The sequence below is a fragment of the Ruegeria sp. BB10 genome, from assembly GCF_056535725.1.
Map to the genome: position 1 here is coordinate 385,346 of NZ_JBQFIW010000001.1, position 19,221 is coordinate 404,566.

Sequence of the window (19,221 nt, forward strand, 5' to 3'; positions counted from 1 at the left end):
GATGATGGGTGAACTTATCATTCTGGGTGCGCTGGGGGTGCTGCTGGCAGGTGCCGCTGCCAAAGCGGCCGAAGCTGAAAAGGTTCGGGTTCGGGCCGAAGCGAAAAAGAAAAAACGGGGGCGTTGATGGACGGCTCAAGATACGATGACGGCAGCACGGACGCGCTGAGCGGAGAACAGAAGATCCGCAACTTCAACATTAACTTCGGCCCGCAACACCCTGCGGCACACGGGGTTTTGCGTCTGGTGCTTGAGCTGGACGGTGAGATCGTCGAACGCTGTGACCCGCATATCGGTCTGCTGCACCGTGGCACCGAAAAGCTGATGGAAAGCCGGACGTATCTGCAGAACCTGCCGTATTTCGACCGCCTGGATTACGTGGCGCCGATGAACCAGGAGCACGCCTGGTGTTTGGCCATCGAAAAGCTGACCGGGGTTGAAGTGCCGCGTCGCGGCTCGCTTATCCGTGTTCTCTATTCCGAGATCGGGCGCATCCTGAACCATCTGCTGAATGTGACCACGCAGGCGATGGACGTCGGCGCGCTGACGCCGCCGCTGTGGGGCTTCGAGGAACGCGAAAAGCTGATGGTGTTCTATGAGCGCGCCTGCGGTGCCCGCCTGCACGCCGCCTATTTCCGCCCTGGTGGTGTCCATCAGGACCTGCCGCCGGAACTGCTGGACGATATCGAGGCGTGGAGCCACGAATTCCCCGCCGTTCTCGATGACATCGACGGTCTGCTGACCGAAAACCGTATCTTCAAACAGCGTAATGCCGATATTGGCGTCGTAACCGAGGATGACATCCAGAAATACGGCTTCTCGGGCGTGATGGTGCGCGGGTCTGGTCTGGCATGGGATTTGCGTCGCGCGCAGCCTTATGAATGCTATGACGAGTTCGAATTCCAGATCCCCGTCGGCAAGAACGGCGACTGCTACGACCGTTATCTGGTGCGCATGGAAGAGATGCGCCAGTCGCTGTCGATCATCCAGCAGGCCATCGTCAAAATCCGTGAGTGCCCCGGCGATGTTCTGGCGCGCGGCAAGATCACCCCGCCGAAACGCTCAGACATGAAGACCTCGATGGAAAGCTTGATCCACCATTTCAAACTTTACACCGAAGGTTTCCACGTTCCCGCCGGTGAGGTCTACGCCGCCGTTGAGGCCCCAAAGGGCGAGTTCGGCGTCTATCTTGTCGCCGACGGCACCAACAAACCCTACCGCGCCAAACTGCGCGCACCGGGGTTCCTGCACCTGCAAGCTATGGACCACGTCGCCGGAGGCCACCAATTGGCCGATGTTGCTGCCATCATCGGCACCATGGACGTCGTATTTGGAGAGATTGACCGCTAATGCTCCGCCGCCTCCACCCCGAACAACCCGAAAGCTTTGCCTTCTCCGCTGCCAACCAGCAATGGGCCGAAGCGCAGATCACCAAATACCCCGAGGGGCGCCAGGCCAGCGCGGTTATCCCGTTGCTGTGGCGCGCGCAGGAGCAGGAAGGCTGGCTGAGTCGTCCGGCGATTGAATCCGTCGCCGACATGCTGGGCATGGCCTATATCCGCGTGCTTGAGGTCGCATCTTTCTACTTCATGTTTCAGTTGCAACCGGTTGGCTCGGTGGCACATATTCAGATCTGCGGCACGACGTCCTGCATGATCTGCGGGGCCGAGGATCTGATTGCGGTTTGCAAGGACAAGATCGCTGCCAGGCCGCATGAACTATCTGCCGATGGCAAGCTGAGCTGGGAAGAGGTGGAATGCCTCGGGTCCTGTACCAACGCGCCGATGGCGCAGATTGGTAAGGACTATTATGAGGACCTGACCACCGAGAGCTTTGGCAAAATCCTCGACGATCTGGTTGCGGGCAAAGTTCCGACACCGGGCCCGCAGAATGGGCGTTATGCGGCAGAACCTCTCAAGGGTCTGACCAGTCTGACGGAATATGACAGTGGTCGAACCCAGTTTAACGCCAGTGTCGAACTGGCGAATGATCTGGGCGATACAGTCAAGCGGATTGATGGGACCGAAGTGCCCATCCTGACCCCTTGGCTGGGTAAGGACGGTAAGGCTGCAGCGACCAAGGCAGCACCGAAACCTCCGAAGGCGCCGGCACCGGGCAAGCCTGCGGTGAAACAGGCCGAAGAGGCGAAGGCGAAAGAAGACCAGCCGGAAACCCTGACCGCGCCGCGCGATGGAAAAGCTGATGACCTGAAGATGCTCAAAGGTGTCGGACCCAAGCTGGAAGAAACGCTGAACGAGTTGGGCTTTTACCACTACGACCAGATTGCGGCCTGGACATCGGAACAGGTGGCTTGGGTTGATGCGCGGCTGAAGTTCAAAGGTCGGATCGAGCGGGACGGCTGGATCGAACAGGCCGGTAAGCTGGCGGCGGGCGAGGAAACCGAGTTCGCCAAACGTGCCAAGGAAGACGGCACTTACGAAGACTAGGACGCATGCCCATCCGGGGCATGAAGGATGAGATGGACAAGGACAAAGAACAGGCCATAGCCCGCAAGGGTCGTCACATAGGTATCGTCATTGCAGTGACGATGACCATTTGGCTTGCCATGAACCTGTTCATTGGCCCCGCACTGGAACTGACGACGCGCCATGCGTTGTTGTTTGATCTCGCCGCTCTGGCGGCGTTCGTCTATGCGGGCGTCAACATATTTCAACTCTGGCGCATGCGTCAGGATAGCTGAAGGTAACACGCGATGCTGAAGGATCAGGACCGGATCTTTACCAACATCTACGGGATGCACGAGCGCACGCTGAAAGGTGCGCAGGCCCGCGGGCATTGGGACGGCACAGCTGGCCTGATTGGCAATGGGCGCGACTGGATCATTCAGACGATGAAGGACTCGGGCCTTCGTGGGCGCGGTGGCGCGGGTTTCCCAACTGGTCTGAAATGGTCGTTCATGCCCAAGGAAAGTGATGGTCGTCCGGCCTATCTGGTGGTGAATGCGGATGAATCCGAGCCCGGCACCTGCAAAGACCGCGAGATCATGCGCCATGATCCGCACACGTTGATCGAAGGCTGCCTGATCGCGTCTTTCGCGATGAACGCACACACCTGCTATATCTACCTGCGCGGCGAATACATCCGCGAGCGCGAGGCGCTGCAGGCCGCGATTGACGAAGCGTATGACGCGGGTCTGCTAGGCAAGAACGCCGCCGGTTCGGGTTGGGATTTCGATCTGTTCCTGCATCACGGCGCCGGTGCCTATATCTGCGGAGAAGAGACCGCGCTGATCGAAAGCCTTGAGGGCAAGAAAGGTATGCCGCGGATGAAGCCTCCGTTCCCGGCGGGCGCGGGGTTGTATGGCTGCCCGACCACGGTGAACAACGTAGAATCCATCGCGGTTGTGCCGACCATCCTGCGCCGTGGTGCGGACTGGTTTGCGGGATTCGGCCGTCAGAACAATGCAGGGACCAAGCTGTTTGCCATTTCGGGTCACGTGAACAACCCCTGCGTGGTCGAAGAGGCAATGTCTATTCCCTTTGAGGAGCTGATCGAAACCCATTGCGGCGGCATTCGCGGCGGTTGGGATAATCTGCTAGCGGTCATCCCGGGTGGGTCTTCGGTACCCTGTGTGCGCGGCGAGAAAATGCGCGATGCGATCATGGATTTTGACCACCTGCGCAACGATCTGGGCTCGGGCCTGGGGACTGCTGCGGTCATCGTGATGGACAAGTCCACGGACATTATCAAGGCGATCTGGCGGCTGTCGAAATTCTACAAACATGAAAGTTGCGGTCAGTGTACGCCCTGCCGTGAAGGCACCGGCTGGATGATGCGCGTGATGGACCGTCTGGTGCGCGGCGAGGCCGAGCTGGAAGAGATCGACATGCTGTTTGATGTGACCAAACAGGTCGAAGGCCACACCATCTGCGCCCTTGGCGACGCGGCGGCCTGGCCGATCCAGGGCCTGATCCGCAACTTCCGCGAAGAGATTGAAGATCGCATCAAGGCCCAGAAATCGGGCCGCATGGGCGCGATGGCGGCGGAGTGATCGAGATGCGGAGCTTTCGAACAACTTGTGTCGCACTCTTGCTTATCGGGGCTGTAGCAGCCCCAGCCGCAGCTGCGAAACGTGCGGTATACGATCAGGCTGTCGGTGAGGTTCTTGCGGCTCATTTCATAAAAGACAGATGCAGCGGTCTGGCCACTGTTGGCGGTTCAGATTACCAGAGTTACGTACTGACCGCGACAGAACTGACTGCGGCTCAGGGATTGCGTCGGCAAAAATGCGCAAGTTCTTATTCTATGGGAGATCCGATTGGCTTAAGGGGCAAGTAAGGAATGTTCTCGACGACAGAAATGTAGAAATTTCAAACAATAAATCTCTGTGTGCGTTTGGACGAGGCGTGGCAGGAACCGAAGATGCTATCGGGCGATTTCTGGTAAAGGAGTGACCTAGATGGAATTTCTAACCGACTACTCCCACGCAGTTACTTCGATAGTGATCTTCACGCTCGTACTCCTGTTCATGTCGCCATTCACGGCTTTGGCGAAACAAAGCAAAGGGTTGGCGCCGGGGGCCACACCCGAACAAGATTATGCTGACAAGGCCTATCGCCTGAATCGCGCCTACCTGAATGGGACCGAGACGCTGCCCGCCTATCTGACGGTCATTGTCGCGGCCATTCTTATGGGGGCCAGCCCATTTTGGGTTAACCTGCTGGCTTCGGTCGCGTTGCTGGCGCGCCTGATAATGCTGGTGGTGCATATTCGCGGTATCGGCAAACCGTCTGCTGGTTTGCGCTCGGTTCTGTATGTCATCGCCTGGGCCTGCATGGTCGTGATGGGGATTATGGCAATAGTGGCGGCGTTTTGATGAAGACTTGGGGAAAAAATCAGATGCTAGGACGTAAAAGTGTTGCCGGTCGCGTGTCCGTGTTGGCCGGTGTCCTTACGTTGTCACTTGTTTCGGCGTGCGGTGGCATCACGTCGTCCAGTGATCGTGTCCTGTTTGACGGTAAGTATTTTCGGGCCAAAGCAAAGCCCGTCGATAAAAAAAAGATGCCGACCGAATTCACCGTGGTTGTGAATGGGGTTTCTGCCTCGTTGGACGGCGCGCGCGAAGCGGGACGGTACGAGGGGACGAAATTCTGCATCAAGAACTTCGGTTCTTCCAGCATCGCGTGGAAGGTCGGCCCGGATACTGAACCCCAGAACTTGCGTGTCAGCGACGACAAGTTGACCTTTGCAGGAGCTTGCCAGCGACCATGACGCGTGTGTTCGCATATCACTCGAAGACACGGGGGATGTTATTGCATAGCACCCCGACTGCCGGTCGTCTTGGGTTTCCCAAGACGAAAGGAATTGTCATGTCCAGTGTGAAAATGTTGACGCTGCTGTCTGTGCTGGCTTTGCCCACCATCGTTGAAGCGAAACCGCCCTTGCGCGAAGTCAAAGAGATCGACAACGAACTCTATTACATCGCCATTGCAAATGAGATTTCAGAGTATTGCCCCTCGATCAGCGGGCGGCGTCTGAAAGCGATCGGTGTGCTGTGGGGATTGAAGTCGCAAGCGAACAAACTGGGATACTCGGACAATGAAATCCGGGCGTATGTGGATTCGGATGCTGAAAAGGACCGGATGCGCGCCAAGGGCGAGGCGTATCTGGCCCGACACGGCGTCACCTACGAAAACCCCAATTCCTTCTGCACGCTGGGGCGGGCAGAGATTGAAAGAAACAGCGCCATTGGCGTGTATTTGAGGGCGAACTAGACGATGTCTGACCTCCGTAAGATCAATATCGACGGGCAGGAAATCGAAGTCGATGGTGCGATGACCCTGATCCAGGCTTGTGAGCAAGCCGGGGTCGAGGTGCCGCGCTTCTGTTATCACGAACGTTTGTCGATCGCAGGGAACTGCCGGATGTGCCTGGTTGAGGTTGTGGGCGGCCCGCCCAAACCTGCGGCGTCCTGCGCGATGCAGGTGCGCGATTTGCGCCCCGGCCCCGAAGGGCAAGCGCCGGAGGTCAAAACGAACTCACCCATGGTCAAAAAGGCCCGCGAAGGGGTGATGGAGTTTCTGCTCATCAACCACCCGCTGGACTGCCCGATCTGTGATCAGGGCGGCGAGTGTGACTTGCAGGATCAGGCGATGGCCTATGGTCTGTCGGGCAGCCGCTTCAAGGAAGCCAAGCGCGCGGTGGACGATCTGGATCTGGGACCGCTGGTTGGCACTGCGATGACGCGCTGCATCAGCTGCACCCGTTGTGTGCGGTTCACGACCGAGGTTGCCGGGATCACTCAGATGGGTCAGACGGGGCGCGGAGAAGATGCCGAGATCACCTCGTATCTGAACCAGACGCTGGATTCGAACCTGCAGGGCAACATCATCGACCTGTGTCCGGTGGGGGCGCTGACCTCGAAACCGTACGCCTTTACGGCTCGTCCGTGGGAATTGACCAAGACCGAGAGCATCGACGTGATGGATGCCTTGGGCTCGAACGTCCGGGTGGATACCAAGGGGCGTGAGGTCATGCGCTTCCTGCCGCGCAACCATGACGGTGTGAACGAAGAGTGGATCAGCGACAAAACCCGCTTTGTGTGGGACGGTCTGCGGCGTCAGCGTTTGGACCGCCCATATATTCGCGAAAACGGCAAGCTGCGCCCGGCCTCGTGGCCCGAGGCGCTGACCAAAGCGTCCGAGGCGCTGAAAGGTGCCGAGAAACCGGCGGGTATCGTGGGTGATCTGGCGCCAGTCGAAGCGGCCTTTGCGCTCAAACAGATGATCGAAAGCCTGGGCGGTGTCGTCGAGTGTCGCACCGACGGTGCCCGACTGCCTTCGGGTAACCGTGGGGCTTATGCCGGGACTGCTGCGATCGAGGATATCGACAGAGCCGAGCGTATTCTGTTGATCGGCACCAACCCGCGTGAGGAAGCTCCGGTTTTGAACGCGCGTATCCGCAAAGCATGGGCGCACGGGGCCGAGGTTGCTCTGGTCGGTCCGGCTGTCGATCTGACCTATAAATATCACCACATGGGTGATGACCGCGCAGCACTGCAAAAAGTCGTCGATATGGGCGGCGATGATGTGATCAAAGGCAAGGCCTCTCTGGTTGTTGTGGGGCAGGGTGCGCTGCAAGAGGCTGACGGTGCCGCTGTTTTGGCCACTGCGCAAGCCATTGCTGCAAATACAGAAAGCGGTCTGATCGTTCTGCATACAGCAGCCTCGCGCGTGGGTGCGATGGACGTGGATGCGACAAACGAAGGTGGTATGGACGCGATCAGCGCGGCGGACGTAATCTATAACCTTGGCGCGGACGAGGTCGAGATCGGTGAGGGCGCGTTCGTCATCTATCAGGGCAGCCATGGCGACCGGGGCGCACACCGCGCCGATGTGATCCTGCCAGGCGCCGCCTATACTGAGGAAAACGGCCTGTTCGTGAACACCGAAGGCCGTCCTCAGCTGGCCATGCGCGCAGGCTTTGCACCGGGTGAGGCCAAGGAAAACTGGGCGATCCTGCGGGCCTTGTCGGCCGAATTGGGCGCGACGCTGCCTTACGACTCGCTGGCGCAGTTGCGCAGTGCGCTGATCGAAGCAGTGCCGCATCTTACGCGCATCGACGAGGTGATCGAAAACGAAGTGCAATTGATGGAGGCTGGCCCCCTAGGTACAGCCACTTTCCGCAATGCGATCAAGGACTTTTACCTGACCAATCCAATCGCCCGCGCCTCGCAACTGATGGCCGAGCTGTCGGCGCAGGCACAGGCACGCAAGGCCAGGAAGATCGCGGCGGAATGAAACAGACCTGTTTCATATCGCTTTCGGGCGCCTGCAATAAGGTGGCTGGGAAAATGCGCGTGAGACGCAACAATAAGGGTGGCGTAAGTGCGGCGGATGCTGTTTACACCAACGCGCCGACCCAGCCGCAGTTTGCGCAGGCAAATGGCCTTCGCAATTTACGCGGAAAACGGAATACCCACGGTGTGAGGACCAATGGCTGATTTCTTTAACACCCCAGGCGGAATAGCCATCATCATTTTGGCGCAAGTGCTTGCCGTTGTAGCCTTTGTGATGATCTCGCTGTTGTTCCTCGTTTATGGCGACCGCAAGATCTGGGCAGCGGTACAGATGCGCCGCGGTCCCAATGTGGTGGGCGTCTATGGCCTGCTGCAATCGGTGGCAGATGCGCTGAAATATGTGGTGAAAGAAGTGGTCATCCCCGCCGGGGCCGACCGCACGGTTTTCATTCTGGCACCGCTGACCAGCTTTGTTCTGGCGATGATCGCCTGGGCGGTGATCCCGTTCAACGATGGCTGGGTCCTGTCAGATATCAACGTTGCCATTCTGTATGTCTTCGCCGTATCTTCGTTGGAGGTTTATGGCGTGATTATGGGTGGTTGGGCGTCGAACTCAAAGTACCCGTTCCTAGGATCGTTGCGCTCAGCTGCGCAGATGATTTCTTACGAGGTTTCCATCGGCCTGATCATCATTGGTGTGATCATTTCTACAGGGTCGATGAATTTCGGCGACATCGTACGCGCGCAGGATGGCGGGCTGGGCCTATTCAGCTGGTACTGGCTGCCGCATTTCCCGATGGTCTTCCTGTTCTTCATCTCGGCGCTGGCGGAAACCAACCGCCCACCGTTTGACCTGCCCGAGGCGGAATCCGAACTGGTCGCCGGTTATCAGGTGGAATACTCGGCCACACCCTTCCTGCTGTTCATGGCAGGCGAATACATTGCGATCTTCCTGATGTGCGCGCTAACATCGCTGCTGTTCTTCGGTGGCTGGCTATCGCCGATCCCGGGTCTGCCCGACGGAGTGCTGTGGATGGTCGCCAAAATGGCGTTCTTCTTCTTCCTCTTTGCAATGGTCAAGGCGATCACGCCGCGTTACCGCTATGACCAATTGATGCGGCTGGGTTGGAAAGTGTTTTTGCCATTCTCACTGGCTTGGGTGGTGTTTGTGGCCTTTGCGGCGAAATTCGACTGGTTCTGGGGGGCATTCGCCCGTTGGAGCGTAGGAGGTTAATCATGACGCAAATCGACTACACCCGCGCTGCCAAGTACTTCCTGCTGCAGGATTTCTGGGTCGGCATGAAGCTGGGACTGAAGTATTTCTTCGCCCCGAAGGCCACCGTGAACTACCCGCACGAAAAAGGCCCTCTGTCCCCGCGTTTCCGGGGCGAACACGCCCTGCGCCGCTATCCGAACGGCGAGGAGCGCTGCATCGCCTGCAAACTGTGCGAAGCGATCTGCCCGGCGCAGGCTATCACGATCGACGCCGAACCGCGCGAGGACGGTAGCCGCCGTACGACACGCTATGACATCGACATGACCAAGTGCATCTATTGCGGCTTCTGTCAGGAAGCCTGCCCGGTCGATGCCATTGTCGAAGGCCCGAACTTCGAATTTGCGACCGAAACCCGGGAAGAATTGTTCTACGACAAGGAAAAGCTGCTGGATAACGGTGAACGCTGGGAAGCCGAGATCGCCCGCAATCTGGAAATGGACGCGCCGTACAGATGAGTGACACGCCCCAAAATCCGTTCGACCTGATGATGAAGCAGGCTCAGGACATGGCCAAGGCGATGAACCCGGCGATGGAGAATTTCTCGCCCAAAGGGTTCGAGGCGCTGTGGCCGACCATGCCGAAAGAGGTCATGGAAATGATGTTCGGCAACACCGTCAACAAGGACGGATTGGACGCCAAGACCCGCCTGCTGCTGACGCTGGCCGGGCTGACCTGTCAGGGCGCGCAGGCGGATTCAGCGGTGCGTCAGACCGTGCGTCACGCGCTGGAAGCGGGCGCAAAGAAACAAGAGATCGTGGAAACGATCGGCCAGATGTCGGTCTTTGCCGGCATCCCGGCCATGACCCGCGCACTGGATCTGGCGCAAGAGGTCATGGGCGATAACGAGGATGAGGATCAATGACCGTCTTTGCCTTCTACCTGTTTGCCATCAGCGCCATCACCGGCGGGCTGTTCACGGTGATCAGCCGCCAGCCGGTGCATTCGGTGCTGTGGCTGATCCTGTCTTTCCTGTCTGCGGCGGGGCTGTTCGTTTTGCTGGGGGCCGAATTTGTGGCGATGCTGCTGATTATCGTCTATGTCGGCGCGGTCGCGGTTCTGTTCTTGTTCGTGGTGATGATGCTGGATGTGGACTTTGCCGAGCTCAAGGCCGAGATGGCGCGTTACATGCCATTGGCCTTGCTGATCGGTCTGGTCATTCTGATGCAGTTCGTCATGGCCTTTGGGGCCTGGGACAGCGCGCAGGGCGCGGCGGCCAATCTGGCTCAGCCGGTGCCTGTTGATCGCCATAACACCGAGGCGCTGGGTGTCATCCTTTATGATCAATACTTCCTTCTGTTCCAGCTGGCGGGCCTGATCCTGCTGGTGGCCATGATCGGCGCCATTGTTCTGACGCTGCGCCACCGTCAGGACATCAAGCGTCAGGACATCATCGGCCAGATGATGCGCGACCCGGCCAAGGCGATGGAGTTGAAGGACGTGAAACCGGGGCAGGGACTTTGAGACGATGATCGGACTTGAACACTATCTTACGGTCGCGGCGACACTGTTCGTCATCGGCATCTTCGGTCTCTTTCTGAACCGCAAGAACGTCATCATCCTGCTGATGAGCATCGAACTGATGCTGCTGGCGGTGAATATCAACCTTGTGGCGTTTTCCAGTTTCCTCGGCGATCTGGTCGGGCAGGTGTTTACGCTGTTCGTGCTGACCGTTGCAGCGGCCGAGGCGGCGATTGGTCTGGCCATTCTGGTCTGCTTCTTCCGCAACCGCGGCACCATCGCGGTTGAAGACGTCAATATGATGAAGGGGTAAGAGAACATGGAAACTACCATCCTCTTTGCCCCGCTGGTGGGCGCGCTGCTTTGCGGGTTCGGCTGGCGATTCATTGGCGAAAAAGCCGCGATGTGGACCGCCACCGGCCTGCTGTTTCTGGCCTGTTTGCTGTCGTGGATCGTGTTCTTCACCTTTGACGGGGTGACCCAGCAGGTCGAGATCATGCGCTGGATCGAGAGCGGCTCGCTCTCGACAAGCTGGGCCGTGCGGCTGGACCGGCTGACCGCGATCATGCTGATCGTGGTGACGACCGTATCGGCGCTCGTACACCTGTATTCCTTTGGCTATATGGCCCATGATCCGCAATGGCGTGAAGGCGAGAGCTATAAGCCGCGCTTCTTTGCTTATCTGTCGTTTTTTACCTTTGCCATGCTGATGCTGGTGACGGCGGATAATCTGGTTCAGATGTTCTTTGGCTGGGAAGGTGTGGGTGTCGCGTCTTACCTGCTGATCGGCTTCTACTACCGCAAGCCATCGGCCAACGCGGCGGCGATGAAAGCGTTCATTGTCAACCGGGTGGGCGACTTTGGTTTTGCGCTGGGGATTTTTGCGCTGTTCTTCTTGACGGACAGCATCAATTTTTCCGACATTTTCGCGTCGGCCCCTGAGCTAGCGGAAACGCAACTGCACTTCTTGTGGGGTGAGTGGAACGCCATCGAGGTGATCTGTGTGCTGCTGTTCATCGGTGCGATGGGTAAATCGGCGCAGCTGATCCTGCACACCTGGTTGCCGGATGCGATGGAAGGCCCGACACCAGTGTCGGCACTGATCCACGCTGCGACCATGGTGACAGCAGGTGTCTTCCTTGTCTGCCGCATGTCGCCGCTGATGGAGTTCGCGCCGGGTGCGACTGGGTTCATCACCGTACTAGGCGCCTCGACCGCGTTCTTTGCGGCGACCGTGGGTCTGGTTCAGACCGATATCAAGCGCGTCATCGCCTATTCTACCTGTTCGCAGCTGGGCTACATGTTCGTGGCCGCTGGTGTGGGCATGTATTCGGCGGCGATGTTCCACCTGTTTACGCACGCCTTCTTCAAGGCGCTGCTGTTCCTTGGGGCCGGTTCGGTGATCAACGCTATGCATCACGAGCAGGAAATGACCGAATACGGCGGTCTGCGTAAGAAAATCCCTTATACCTTCTGGGCGATGATGATCGGGACACTGGCTATTACCGGGGTTGGTATTCCGCTGACCACCATCGGGTTCGCCGGGTTCCTGTCCAAAGATGCCATCATCGAGAGTGCCTATGCTGGTGGGTCTGCCTATGGCTTCTGGCTGCTGGTGATCGCGGCTGCGTTCACTGCGTTCTACAGCTGGCGCCTGATCTTTCTGACTTTCTATGGCACGCCGCGCGGTGATCAACATACGCATGAGCATGCGCATGAAAGTCCGATGACCATGTTGATTCCTTTGGGCGTGCTGTCCTTGGGCGCGGTCTTTGCCGGGATGATCTGGTATGGCAACTTCTTTGGTCACGCGGATAAGGTCGGCAAGTTCTATGGCATTCCGGTGGCCGAGGCGTCGGAGCATGCCGAGGCGGGCGATCATGGCACTGCGGATTCACATGCGGATGATGCACACGCTGATGAGGGGCACGCAGAAGATACTCATGCCGATGATGGGCACGGCGAGAAGGACGCGCATGGCGGTGATCACCACTATGTCTTCGCGGGTGAGCCGGGCGAGGGCGCGATCTATATCGCGCCGGACAACCATATTCTGGACGATGCGCATGCCGCCCCGAAATGGGTCAAGGTCTCACCCTTTGTCGCGATGGCGCTGGGTTTTGTCATGGCCTATTGGTTCTATATCGTGAACCCGTCCCTGCCGGGGCGTCTGGCACAGAACCAGCGTCCGCTTTACCTGTTCCTGCTGAACAAGTGGTACTTTGACGAGATCTACGATGCGATCTTTGTCAAACCCACCGTTGCGCTTGGTCGGTTCCTGTGGAAACGCGGTGATGGCAATACCATCGACGGCTTCCTGAACGGGGTTTCGATGGGTGTTATTCCCTTCTTTACCCGCCTCGCAGGCAAGGCACAGACGGGCTACATCTTTACTTATGCCTTCTGGATGGTTCTGGGTATCGCTGCCCTGGTCACCTGGATGTCGATCGGCGGAGGCGCACACTAATGGATAATATCCTCTCGATCGTCACCTTTATTCCGGCAGTGGCGGCAGGCATCCTGGCCCTGTTCCTGCATGGTGAGGACGCGGCTGCGCAGCGCAACGCGAAATGGGTTGCACTGGTGGCGACCACGGTGACCTTCCTTGTCTCGATCGGTATCTATACAGGCTTTGATCCGTCCAATACCGGCTTTCAGATGGTGGAAGAGGCCGAGTGGCTGTTGGGCCTAAAATACAAGATGGGTGTAGATGGTATCAGCGTTCTGTTCGTACTGCTGACCACTTTCATCATGCCGCTGACTATTCTGGCCAGCTGGCAGGTCACCGACCGCGTCAAAGAATACATGATCGCCTTCCTGCTGCTGGAAACGCTGATGCTGGGCGTGTTCATGGCGCTGGATCTGGTGCTGTTCTACCTGTTCTTCGAGGCCGGCCTAATCCCGATGTTCTTGATCATCGGCATCTGGGGTGGGGCGAACCGGATTTATGCGAGCTTCAAGTTCTTCCTCTATACTTTCCTGGGCTCGGTGCTGATGCTGGTGGCGATGGTTGCGATGTATTCCGATGCAGGCACCACTGATATCGAAGCCTTGATGAGCCACCATTTCTCGTCCGAAGGGTTCAGCGTGCTGGGCGTTTATATCGTCGGCGGTATGCAGACGTTGATGTTCCTGGCCTTCTTTGCCTCGTTTGCGGTGAAAATGCCGATGTGGCCGGTTCATACCTGGCTACCTGACGCACACGTTCAGGCGCCGACTGCAGGCTCGGTTGTGCTGGCGGCGATCCTGCTGAAGATGGGCGGCTATGGCTTCCTGCGGTTCAGTCTGCCGATGTTCCCGGTCGGGTCAGCGGTGATGACCGATCTGGTGTTGTGGATGTCGGCCATCGCAGTAGTCTACACCTCGCTGGTGGCGCTGGTGCAGGAGGATATGAAAAAGCTGATCGCTTATTCCTCGGTTGCTCATATGGGCTTTGTGACTATGGGTATCTTTGCTGCGAACCAGCAGGGTATTGACGGCGCGATCTTCCAGATGCTCAGCCACGGGTTTATCTCGGCCGCGCTCTTCCTGTGTGTCGGTGTCATCTATGACCGCATGCACACGCGTGACATCGACGCTTATGGCGGTCTGGTGATCCGCATGCCCGCATACGCGCTGGTCTTCATGCTGTTCACAATGGCCAATGTCGGCCTGCCGGGCACATCCGGGTTCATCGGTGAATTCCTGACGCTGATGGGCGCGTTCCAGGTCAATACCTGGGTGACGGCTGTGGCTGCATCTGGCGTGATCTTCTCGGCTGCCTATGCGCTGTGGCTGTATCGCCGGGTCGTGTTTGGCGATCTGATCAAGGAAAGCCTCAAGGCAATGACGGACATGAGCTCGCGCGAGCGGCTGATCTTTGCACCGCTGATCGTGATGACCATCCTGCTTGGCGTTTACCCGTCGCTGGTAACCGATGTGATCGGCAATTCGACCGCCGCGCTGATTTCGAACTATGACTCGGCTCTGGCCGCGGCTGAGGCCGCGACCCAGACGGCCGCCTCGCATTAAGGGAGCTTTGGAGACATGATCCAGGCTGATCTGACAATAATCCTGCCGGAAATCGTTCTGGCCGTGTATGCGATGGCCGCCCTTATCGGGGCAGTTTACACGACGAAAGACGCGCTGGCGCCAATTCTGGTGTGGACGACGGCGGGGCTGATGGCGCTGCTGTCCTTCTGGATTGCAACCAATGGCGATGGCACCAACGTGGCGTTCAACGGGATGTTCGTCGATGACGGGTTCTCGCGGTTTGCCAAGGTCGCGATCCTGCTGTCGGCTGCGGCTGTTCTGGTGATGAGCCAGGAATATATGACCCGCCGCGATCTGTTGCGGTTCGAATACCCGTTGCTGGTGGCACTGGCTGCTGTCGGTATGATGATGATGGTCAGCGCAGGCGATCTGATGTCCTTGTATATGGGGCTGGAGCTGCAATCCCTGTCGCTGTACGTCGTGGCTGCGTTGCGTCGTGACAGCGCCAAATCAACTGAGGCCGGTCTGAAGTACTTCGTACTGGGTGCGCTCAGTTCGGGGCTGCTGCTGTATGGTGCATCGCTTGTTTATGGCTTTACTGGCACGACGCTGTTTTCGGGCATCATCCAAACGGTCCACCATGACGACATCTCGGTTGGTCTGCTGTTCGGCCTGATCTTCCTGATCTCGGGCCTTGCCTTCAAGGTTTCGGCTGTGCCCTTCCATATGTGGACGCCGGACGTGTACGAAGGATCGCCCACGCCGATCACCGCCTTCTTTGCTACCGCACCAAAAGTGGCGGCGATGGCGCTGTTTGCCCGCTTGATGCATGACGCCTTTGGTGGCGTAGTGAAAGACTGGCAGCAGGTGATCGTACTGCTTTCGGTTCTGTCGATGCTGCTGGGTGCGGTTGCCGCGATTGGTCAGCGCAATATCAAGCGGCTGATGGCGTTTTCATCGATTGCCCATATGGGTTATGCGCTGATCGGTCTGGCAGCGGGTACGGAAATGGGCATCAAAGCGATGCTGATGTATCTGGCAATTTACGTGACCATGAATATCGGCACCTTTGCCTTCATCCTGATGATGGAGCGCGATGGCAAACCCGTCACTGATATCGATGCGCTTCGCCAGTTTTCCAAACGCGATCCGGGTAAGGCCCTGGCTGTTCTGATCCTAATGTTCAGCCTTGCTGGCGTTCCGCCAATGTTGGGCTTTTTCGCCAAGTTCGGCGTCTGGCAGGCTGGTATCAGCGCGGGTCTGACCGGGTTGGTGATCGTGTCGGCCATCGCTTCTGTGATCGGTGCGTTCTATTACCTGCGGATCGTGTTCTACATGTATTTCGGGGCCGAGAACGAGGATCCGATCGAAACCCACTCGACCCCGGTTCTGTGGGTCGCGCTGATGGGGTCGGCGGCGCTGATGCTGGTGGGCGTTTTCTATCAGTTCGGCATCGAAGGCGCGGCTGCAGCTGCGGCAGCGACGCTTGTCAACTGACGTGTTTAACATCCAATTTCAGGGGGCTCGGTCAAAAGGCCGGGCCTTTTTGACGTGACTGATTGGCCGCAAGGATACGGACTGCACATCGTGCAGGAAGTCGACAGTACATTGAATGAGGCTGCCCGGCTTGCCCCTACGGCGCCGGGCCCTGTGTGGATCATGGCGCATCACCAGACGGCGGCGCGGGGACGACGGGGTAGGGCGTGGGCCAACCCCAAGGGCAACCTGGCGGCGACCTTGTTAATGCGACCGCAGGGTAATCCGGAACAAGCGGCCTTGCGCAGCTTTGTGGCGGCCTTGGCGCTGTTCGACGCCTGTGTCGCGGTCACCGGTCGCGCCGACGGGCTGTCATTGAAGTGGCCCAACGACGTGCTGCTGAACGGGGGCAAGCTGGCGGGCATCTTGCTGGAAAGCACCGGAAAGGGCGGGGGCGTGTCGTATCTGTCGATTGGCATCGGTGTAAATCTTTCCCAGGCGCCCCCAGCCTATGCGGTGGAACAAAGCGCGGTGCGGCCAGTCTCTCTGTTGTCGGAAACCGGTGCCGCAGTGCTGCCCGAGGATTTTCTGACCGAATTGGCCGCGGCTTATGCACAATATGAAACTCAGTTCGTGACCTACGGGTTCGAGCCGATCCGCACTGCCTGGCTGTCTCGTGCCGCTCGCTTGGGTGAAGTGATCACAGCGCGAACCTCGACATCTGAAACGGTTGGAACCTTTGAAACCGTGGACTCGGGCGGCAACCTTGTCCTAAAGACCGCAAAAGGCCGTGTCAGCATTCCTGCGGCGGACGTGTACTTCTAAAGGGGGCTCAGATGCTTCTGGCTATCGACTGCGGCAACACCAATACCGTTTTCTCGATCTGGGACGGCGAAAAGTTCCTGTGTACCCTGCGCACCTCGACCCATCATTCGCGTACGGCGGATGCCTATTTCACTTGGTATTCGACGCTGGTGAAACATTACGGGATCGAAGCGGAGATTACTGACGTGGTGATCGCCTCGACCGTGCCGCGTGTGGTCTTTAACCTGCGTATTTTTGCTGATCGCTTCTTTGGGTGTCGGCCGCTGGTTGTGGGCAAGCCTGAATGCCTGTTGCCCGTGGCACCGCGCATTGACGAAGGAACAATCCCCGGCCCGGACCGGTTGGCCAATGCCGTGGGCGCGTTTGACCGCCATGGCGGCGATGTTGTTGTGGTCGATTTCGGGACGGCCACGAATTTCGATGTAGTGGCCCACGACGGTGCCTATGTTGGCGGCATCATTGCACCGGGTGTGAACCTCAGCCTTGAGGCACTCCACCAAGGCGCGGCTGCATTGCCGCATATCGACATTACCCGCCCGGAAAAGGTGATTGGTACGAATACGGTTGGCTGCATCCAGTCCGGCGTGTATTGGGGCTATTCCGGCTTGATCGAGGGGCTGATTGCCCGGATCAAGGCGGAATACGGTATGCCGATGAAAGTGGTCGGCACCGGTGGGCTTGCGCCTTTGTTCGATCAGGCGGATGTCGGGTTTGACGCGATCGAAGAAGATCTGACGATGCACGGGCTGACCGTGATCCATCGCTATAACAAGGATAATGGCTCGACATGAGCAGTGAACGACTGATCTATTTGCCGCTGGGTGGCGCCGGCGAAATTGGCATGAATGCGTATGTCTATGGCTATGGAAAGCCCGGGAAAGAGCGTCTGATCCTGGTGGATCTTGGCGTGACCTTTCCGGATATGGACACGACGCCGGGCGTTGATCTGATCCATGCCGATATCTCGTGGCTGCGCGAAAGGGCGGACCGGCTTGAGGCCGTATTCGTCACCCACGCGCACGAAGACCACGTCGGCGCCGTGGCCCATTGCTATGAGACACTGGGCGCACCTGTCTATGCACGCGCCTTCACCGCCAACATTGCCCGTCGCAAGATGGAGGAACATGGTCACCCCGAGGACGCGGTCCGCACGGTATCGGCCTGGCCCGAGCAGGTCTCGGTCGGTCCCTTCACGATTGGCTTCCTGCCTGTGTCGCATTCGATCCCCGAAAGTGCTGCGCTGGTGATCGACACGCCCAAGGGGCGGATTGTGCATACTGGTGACTTCAAGCTGGATGAAAACCCCGTGGTGGGTGAGCCCTTTGATCCCGATCTGTGGGCCGAGGTCGCGAAATCCGGTGTTAAGGCGCTGGTCTGTGACAGCACCAATGTTTTTTCTGGCCATGCGGGTCGTTCGGAATCCGAGGTTGGCCCCGAGATCACCAAACTGGTTGAAAGCGCCGAAGGTATGGTGGTTGCGACCACCTTTGCATCGAACGTTGCACGGGTGAAAACACTGGCCGAAGCGGGCCAGCGCGCCGGGCGTTCGGTTGTGTTGCTGGGGCGTGCCATGCGACGGATGATTGAAGCCGCGACTGAAACTGGAATCCTCACGGATTTTCCCAAGGTTGTCAGTGCCGAAGAGGCCGTGGACATGCCGCGCCAGAACCTGATGCTGATCGTGACCGGCAGCCAGGGCGAACGCCGCGCCGCCAGTGCCCAACTGGCGCGGGGCAAATACCGCGGGCTGGAGCTGAAAGAGGGTGATCTGTTCCTGTTCTCATCCAAAACCATCCCCGGAAATGAGCGCGGCGTGATTTTCATCATGAACCAGCTCAGCGAAAAGGGTGTGGATGTGGTGGATGACAGTTCAGGTCTGTACCACGTGTCCGGCCATGCCAACCGACCGGATCTTGAAAGAGTTCACGCCCTGATCGACCCGCAGATGGTGATCCCGATGCACGGCGAGCATCGGCATTTGCGTGAACACACTAAACTGGCCGAGGCCGGTGGGCGTACGGGCATTCTGGCCGTCAACGGAACGATGGTTGACCTGACAGGCAATGCGCCGCAGGTGGTGGATTATATTGAAACCGGCCGCACCTATCTGGACGGCACCGTCAAGGTCGGGGCTCTGGACGGGATCGTGCGTGACCGTATTCGCATGGCTTTGAACGGGCACGTGACCGTGACGGTCATTCTGGACGAAGAGGACGAGCCGCTGGGTGAGCCGTGGTGCGACACGATGGGCTTGCCTGAAATCGGGACGTCGCGGGCGGCGCTGATTGAGGTGTTGGAAGAGGATCTGAACCAATTTCTGATGCGGGCCGATGCCAAGACGTTGCGCGACGATGACAAGCTGGAGGAAGCTTTGCGCCGCATCGTGCGCCAGACCGCCAAGTCAGAAATCGGTAAAAAGCCCGAGGTGACGACGGTTATCAGCCGGATGAGGTGA

At 58.4% G+C, this 19,221-nt stretch carries 20 protein-coding genes; all 20 read left to right on the forward strand.

Annotation, left to right across the window (positions count from 1 at the left end; all coding sequences use genetic code 11):
* Position 1 precedes the first annotated feature (1 nt).
* Positions 2 to 127 carry a hypothetical protein gene (locus ACR3EP_RS01935; RefSeq protein WP_264187107.1) on the forward strand — a complete coding sequence of 42 codons (126 nt, stop codon included), beginning with the start codon at positions 2 to 4 and terminating at the stop codon, positions 125 to 127.
* Complete coding sequence (locus ACR3EP_RS01940; RefSeq protein ID WP_170409203.1) at positions 127 to 1,350, forward strand: NADH-quinone oxidoreductase subunit D; 1,224 nt, start codon at positions 127 to 129, stop codon at positions 1,348 to 1,350. Before ACR3EP_RS01935 ends, ACR3EP_RS01940 begins: the two co-directional genes overlap by 1 nt.
* The gene (nuoE, locus tag ACR3EP_RS01945) at positions 1,350 to 2,447 is read left to right on the forward strand and encodes an NADH-quinone oxidoreductase subunit NuoE (protein ID WP_480636061.1); all 1,098 of its coding nucleotides are present in this window, start codon (positions 1,350 to 1,352) and stop codon (positions 2,445 to 2,447) included. Before ACR3EP_RS01940 ends, nuoE begins: the two co-directional genes overlap by 1 nt.
* Before the next feature lie 32 nt (positions 2,448 to 2,479).
* Positions 2,480 to 2,701 (forward strand): DUF5337 domain-containing protein, encoded by a 222-nt coding sequence (locus tag ACR3EP_RS01950; RefSeq protein ID WP_170349358.1) that lies wholly within the window; start codon positions 2,480 to 2,482, stop codon positions 2,699 to 2,701.
* Between the two features lie 12 nt (positions 2,702 to 2,713).
* Positions 2,714 to 4,012, forward strand: coding sequence for an NADH-quinone oxidoreductase subunit NuoF (nuoF, locus tag ACR3EP_RS01955; protein ID WP_480636062.1), 1,299 nt, complete (start codon positions 2,714 to 2,716; stop codon positions 4,010 to 4,012).
* A gap of 408 nt (positions 4,013 to 4,420) precedes the next feature.
* Complete coding sequence (locus tag ACR3EP_RS01960) at positions 4,421 to 4,837, forward strand: MAPEG family protein (protein WP_170348149.1); 417 nt, start codon at positions 4,421 to 4,423, stop codon at positions 4,835 to 4,837.
* Between the two features lie 23 nt (positions 4,838 to 4,860).
* Positions 4,861 to 5,232 (forward strand): hypothetical protein, encoded by a 372-nt coding sequence (locus ACR3EP_RS01965; RefSeq protein WP_480636064.1) that lies wholly within the window; start codon positions 4,861 to 4,863, stop codon positions 5,230 to 5,232.
* Between the two features lie 98 nt (positions 5,233 to 5,330).
* A complete protein-coding gene (locus ACR3EP_RS01970; protein ID WP_226688668.1) occupies positions 5,331 to 5,735 on the forward strand; it encodes a DUF5333 domain-containing protein in 405 nt (134 codons plus the stop codon).
* Positions 5,736 to 5,738: 3 nt separating this feature from the next.
* Entirely contained in the window at positions 5,739 to 7,760 is a 2,022-nt protein-coding gene (nuoG, locus tag ACR3EP_RS01975) for an NADH-quinone oxidoreductase subunit NuoG (protein WP_480636065.1), read from the forward strand.
* A 195-nt stretch (positions 7,761 to 7,955) separates the two neighbouring features.
* Positions 7,956 to 8,993 carry an NADH-quinone oxidoreductase subunit NuoH gene (gene nuoH, locus ACR3EP_RS01980; RefSeq protein ID WP_170348155.1) on the forward strand — a complete coding sequence of 346 codons (1,038 nt, stop codon included), beginning with the start codon at positions 7,956 to 7,958 and terminating at the stop codon, positions 8,991 to 8,993.
* A gap of 2 nt (positions 8,994 to 8,995) precedes the next feature.
* On the forward strand, positions 8,996 to 9,490 hold the full coding sequence (nuoI, locus tag ACR3EP_RS01985; RefSeq protein ID WP_039524264.1) for an NADH-quinone oxidoreductase subunit NuoI: 495 nt from the start codon (positions 8,996 to 8,998) through the stop codon (positions 9,488 to 9,490).
* On the forward strand, positions 9,487 to 9,897 hold the full coding sequence (locus tag ACR3EP_RS01990) for a carboxymuconolactone decarboxylase family protein (protein ID WP_425080958.1): 411 nt from the start codon (positions 9,487 to 9,489) through the stop codon (positions 9,895 to 9,897). Before nuoI ends, ACR3EP_RS01990 begins: the two co-directional genes overlap by 4 nt.
* Positions 9,894 to 10,496 (forward strand): NADH-quinone oxidoreductase subunit J, encoded by a 603-nt coding sequence (locus tag ACR3EP_RS01995; RefSeq protein ID WP_480636068.1) that lies wholly within the window; start codon positions 9,894 to 9,896, stop codon positions 10,494 to 10,496. Before ACR3EP_RS01990 ends, ACR3EP_RS01995 begins: the two co-directional genes overlap by 4 nt.
* Positions 10,497 to 10,500: 4 nt before the next feature.
* Complete coding sequence (nuoK, locus tag ACR3EP_RS02000; protein WP_005984024.1) at positions 10,501 to 10,806, forward strand: NADH-quinone oxidoreductase subunit NuoK; 306 nt, start codon at positions 10,501 to 10,503, stop codon at positions 10,804 to 10,806.
* Positions 10,807 to 10,812: 6 nt separating this feature from the next.
* Positions 10,813 to 12,960 carry an NADH-quinone oxidoreductase subunit L gene (gene nuoL, locus ACR3EP_RS02005; RefSeq protein WP_480636070.1) on the forward strand — a complete coding sequence of 716 codons (2,148 nt, stop codon included), beginning with the start codon at positions 10,813 to 10,815 and terminating at the stop codon, positions 12,958 to 12,960.
* Entirely contained in the window at positions 12,960 to 14,504 is a 1,545-nt protein-coding gene (locus tag ACR3EP_RS02010) for an NADH-quinone oxidoreductase subunit M (protein WP_170348165.1), read from the forward strand. The genes nuoL and ACR3EP_RS02010 overlap by 1 nt, the downstream gene beginning before the upstream one ends.
* A gap of 15 nt (positions 14,505 to 14,519) precedes the next feature.
* Entirely contained in the window at positions 14,520 to 15,962 is a 1,443-nt protein-coding gene (gene nuoN / locus ACR3EP_RS02015) for an NADH-quinone oxidoreductase subunit NuoN (RefSeq protein ID WP_170348167.1), read from the forward strand.
* Positions 15,963 to 16,016: 54 nt separating this feature from the next.
* Positions 16,017 to 16,766, forward strand: coding sequence for a biotin--[acetyl-CoA-carboxylase] ligase (locus ACR3EP_RS02020; protein WP_170348169.1), 750 nt, complete (start codon positions 16,017 to 16,019; stop codon positions 16,764 to 16,766).
* An 11-nt stretch (positions 16,767 to 16,777) separates the two neighbouring features.
* Positions 16,778 to 17,557, forward strand: a complete 780-nt coding sequence (locus ACR3EP_RS02025) for a type III pantothenate kinase (RefSeq protein WP_170360150.1) — start codon at positions 16,778 to 16,780, stop codon at positions 17,555 to 17,557.
* On the forward strand, positions 17,554 to 19,221 hold the full coding sequence (locus tag ACR3EP_RS02030) for a ribonuclease J (RefSeq protein WP_170548094.1): 1,668 nt from the start codon (positions 17,554 to 17,556) through the stop codon (positions 19,219 to 19,221). Before ACR3EP_RS02025 ends, ACR3EP_RS02030 begins: the two co-directional genes overlap by 4 nt.

Coding starts and splice junctions, on each gene's coding strand:
- ACR3EP_RS01935 (WP_264187107.1), top strand. CDS start 2: ATGATGGGTGAACTTATCATTCTGGGTGCGCTGGGGGTGCTGCTGGCA.
- ACR3EP_RS01940 (WP_170409203.1), top strand. CDS start 127: ATGGACGGCTCAAGATACGATGACGGCAGCACGGACGCGCTGAGCGGA.
- nuoE (WP_480636061.1), top strand. CDS start 1,350: ATGCTCCGCCGCCTCCACCCCGAACAACCCGAAAGCTTTGCCTTCTCC.
- ACR3EP_RS01950 (WP_170349358.1), top strand. CDS start 2,480: ATGGACAAGGACAAAGAACAGGCCATAGCCCGCAAGGGTCGTCACATA.
- nuoF (WP_480636062.1), top strand. CDS start 2,714: ATGCTGAAGGATCAGGACCGGATCTTTACCAACATCTACGGGATGCAC.
- ACR3EP_RS01960 (WP_170348149.1), top strand. CDS start 4,421: ATGGAATTTCTAACCGACTACTCCCACGCAGTTACTTCGATAGTGATC.
- ACR3EP_RS01965 (WP_480636064.1), top strand. CDS start 4,861: ATGCTAGGACGTAAAAGTGTTGCCGGTCGCGTGTCCGTGTTGGCCGGT.
- ACR3EP_RS01970 (WP_226688668.1), top strand. CDS start 5,331: ATGTCCAGTGTGAAAATGTTGACGCTGCTGTCTGTGCTGGCTTTGCCC.
- nuoG (WP_480636065.1), top strand. CDS start 5,739: ATGTCTGACCTCCGTAAGATCAATATCGACGGGCAGGAAATCGAAGTC.
- nuoH (WP_170348155.1), top strand. CDS start 7,956: ATGGCTGATTTCTTTAACACCCCAGGCGGAATAGCCATCATCATTTTG.
- nuoI (WP_039524264.1), top strand. CDS start 8,996: ATGACGCAAATCGACTACACCCGCGCTGCCAAGTACTTCCTGCTGCAG.
- ACR3EP_RS01990 (WP_425080958.1), top strand. CDS start 9,487: ATGAGTGACACGCCCCAAAATCCGTTCGACCTGATGATGAAGCAGGCT.
- ACR3EP_RS01995 (WP_480636068.1), top strand. CDS start 9,894: ATGACCGTCTTTGCCTTCTACCTGTTTGCCATCAGCGCCATCACCGGC.
- nuoK (WP_005984024.1), top strand. CDS start 10,501: ATGATCGGACTTGAACACTATCTTACGGTCGCGGCGACACTGTTCGTC.
- nuoL (WP_480636070.1), top strand. CDS start 10,813: ATGGAAACTACCATCCTCTTTGCCCCGCTGGTGGGCGCGCTGCTTTGC.
- ACR3EP_RS02010 (WP_170348165.1), top strand. CDS start 12,960: ATGGATAATATCCTCTCGATCGTCACCTTTATTCCGGCAGTGGCGGCA.
- nuoN (WP_170348167.1), top strand. CDS start 14,520: ATGATCCAGGCTGATCTGACAATAATCCTGCCGGAAATCGTTCTGGCC.
- ACR3EP_RS02025 (WP_170360150.1), top strand. CDS start 16,778: ATGCTTCTGGCTATCGACTGCGGCAACACCAATACCGTTTTCTCGATC.
- ACR3EP_RS02030 (WP_170548094.1), top strand. CDS start 17,554: ATGAGCAGTGAACGACTGATCTATTTGCCGCTGGGTGGCGCCGGCGAA.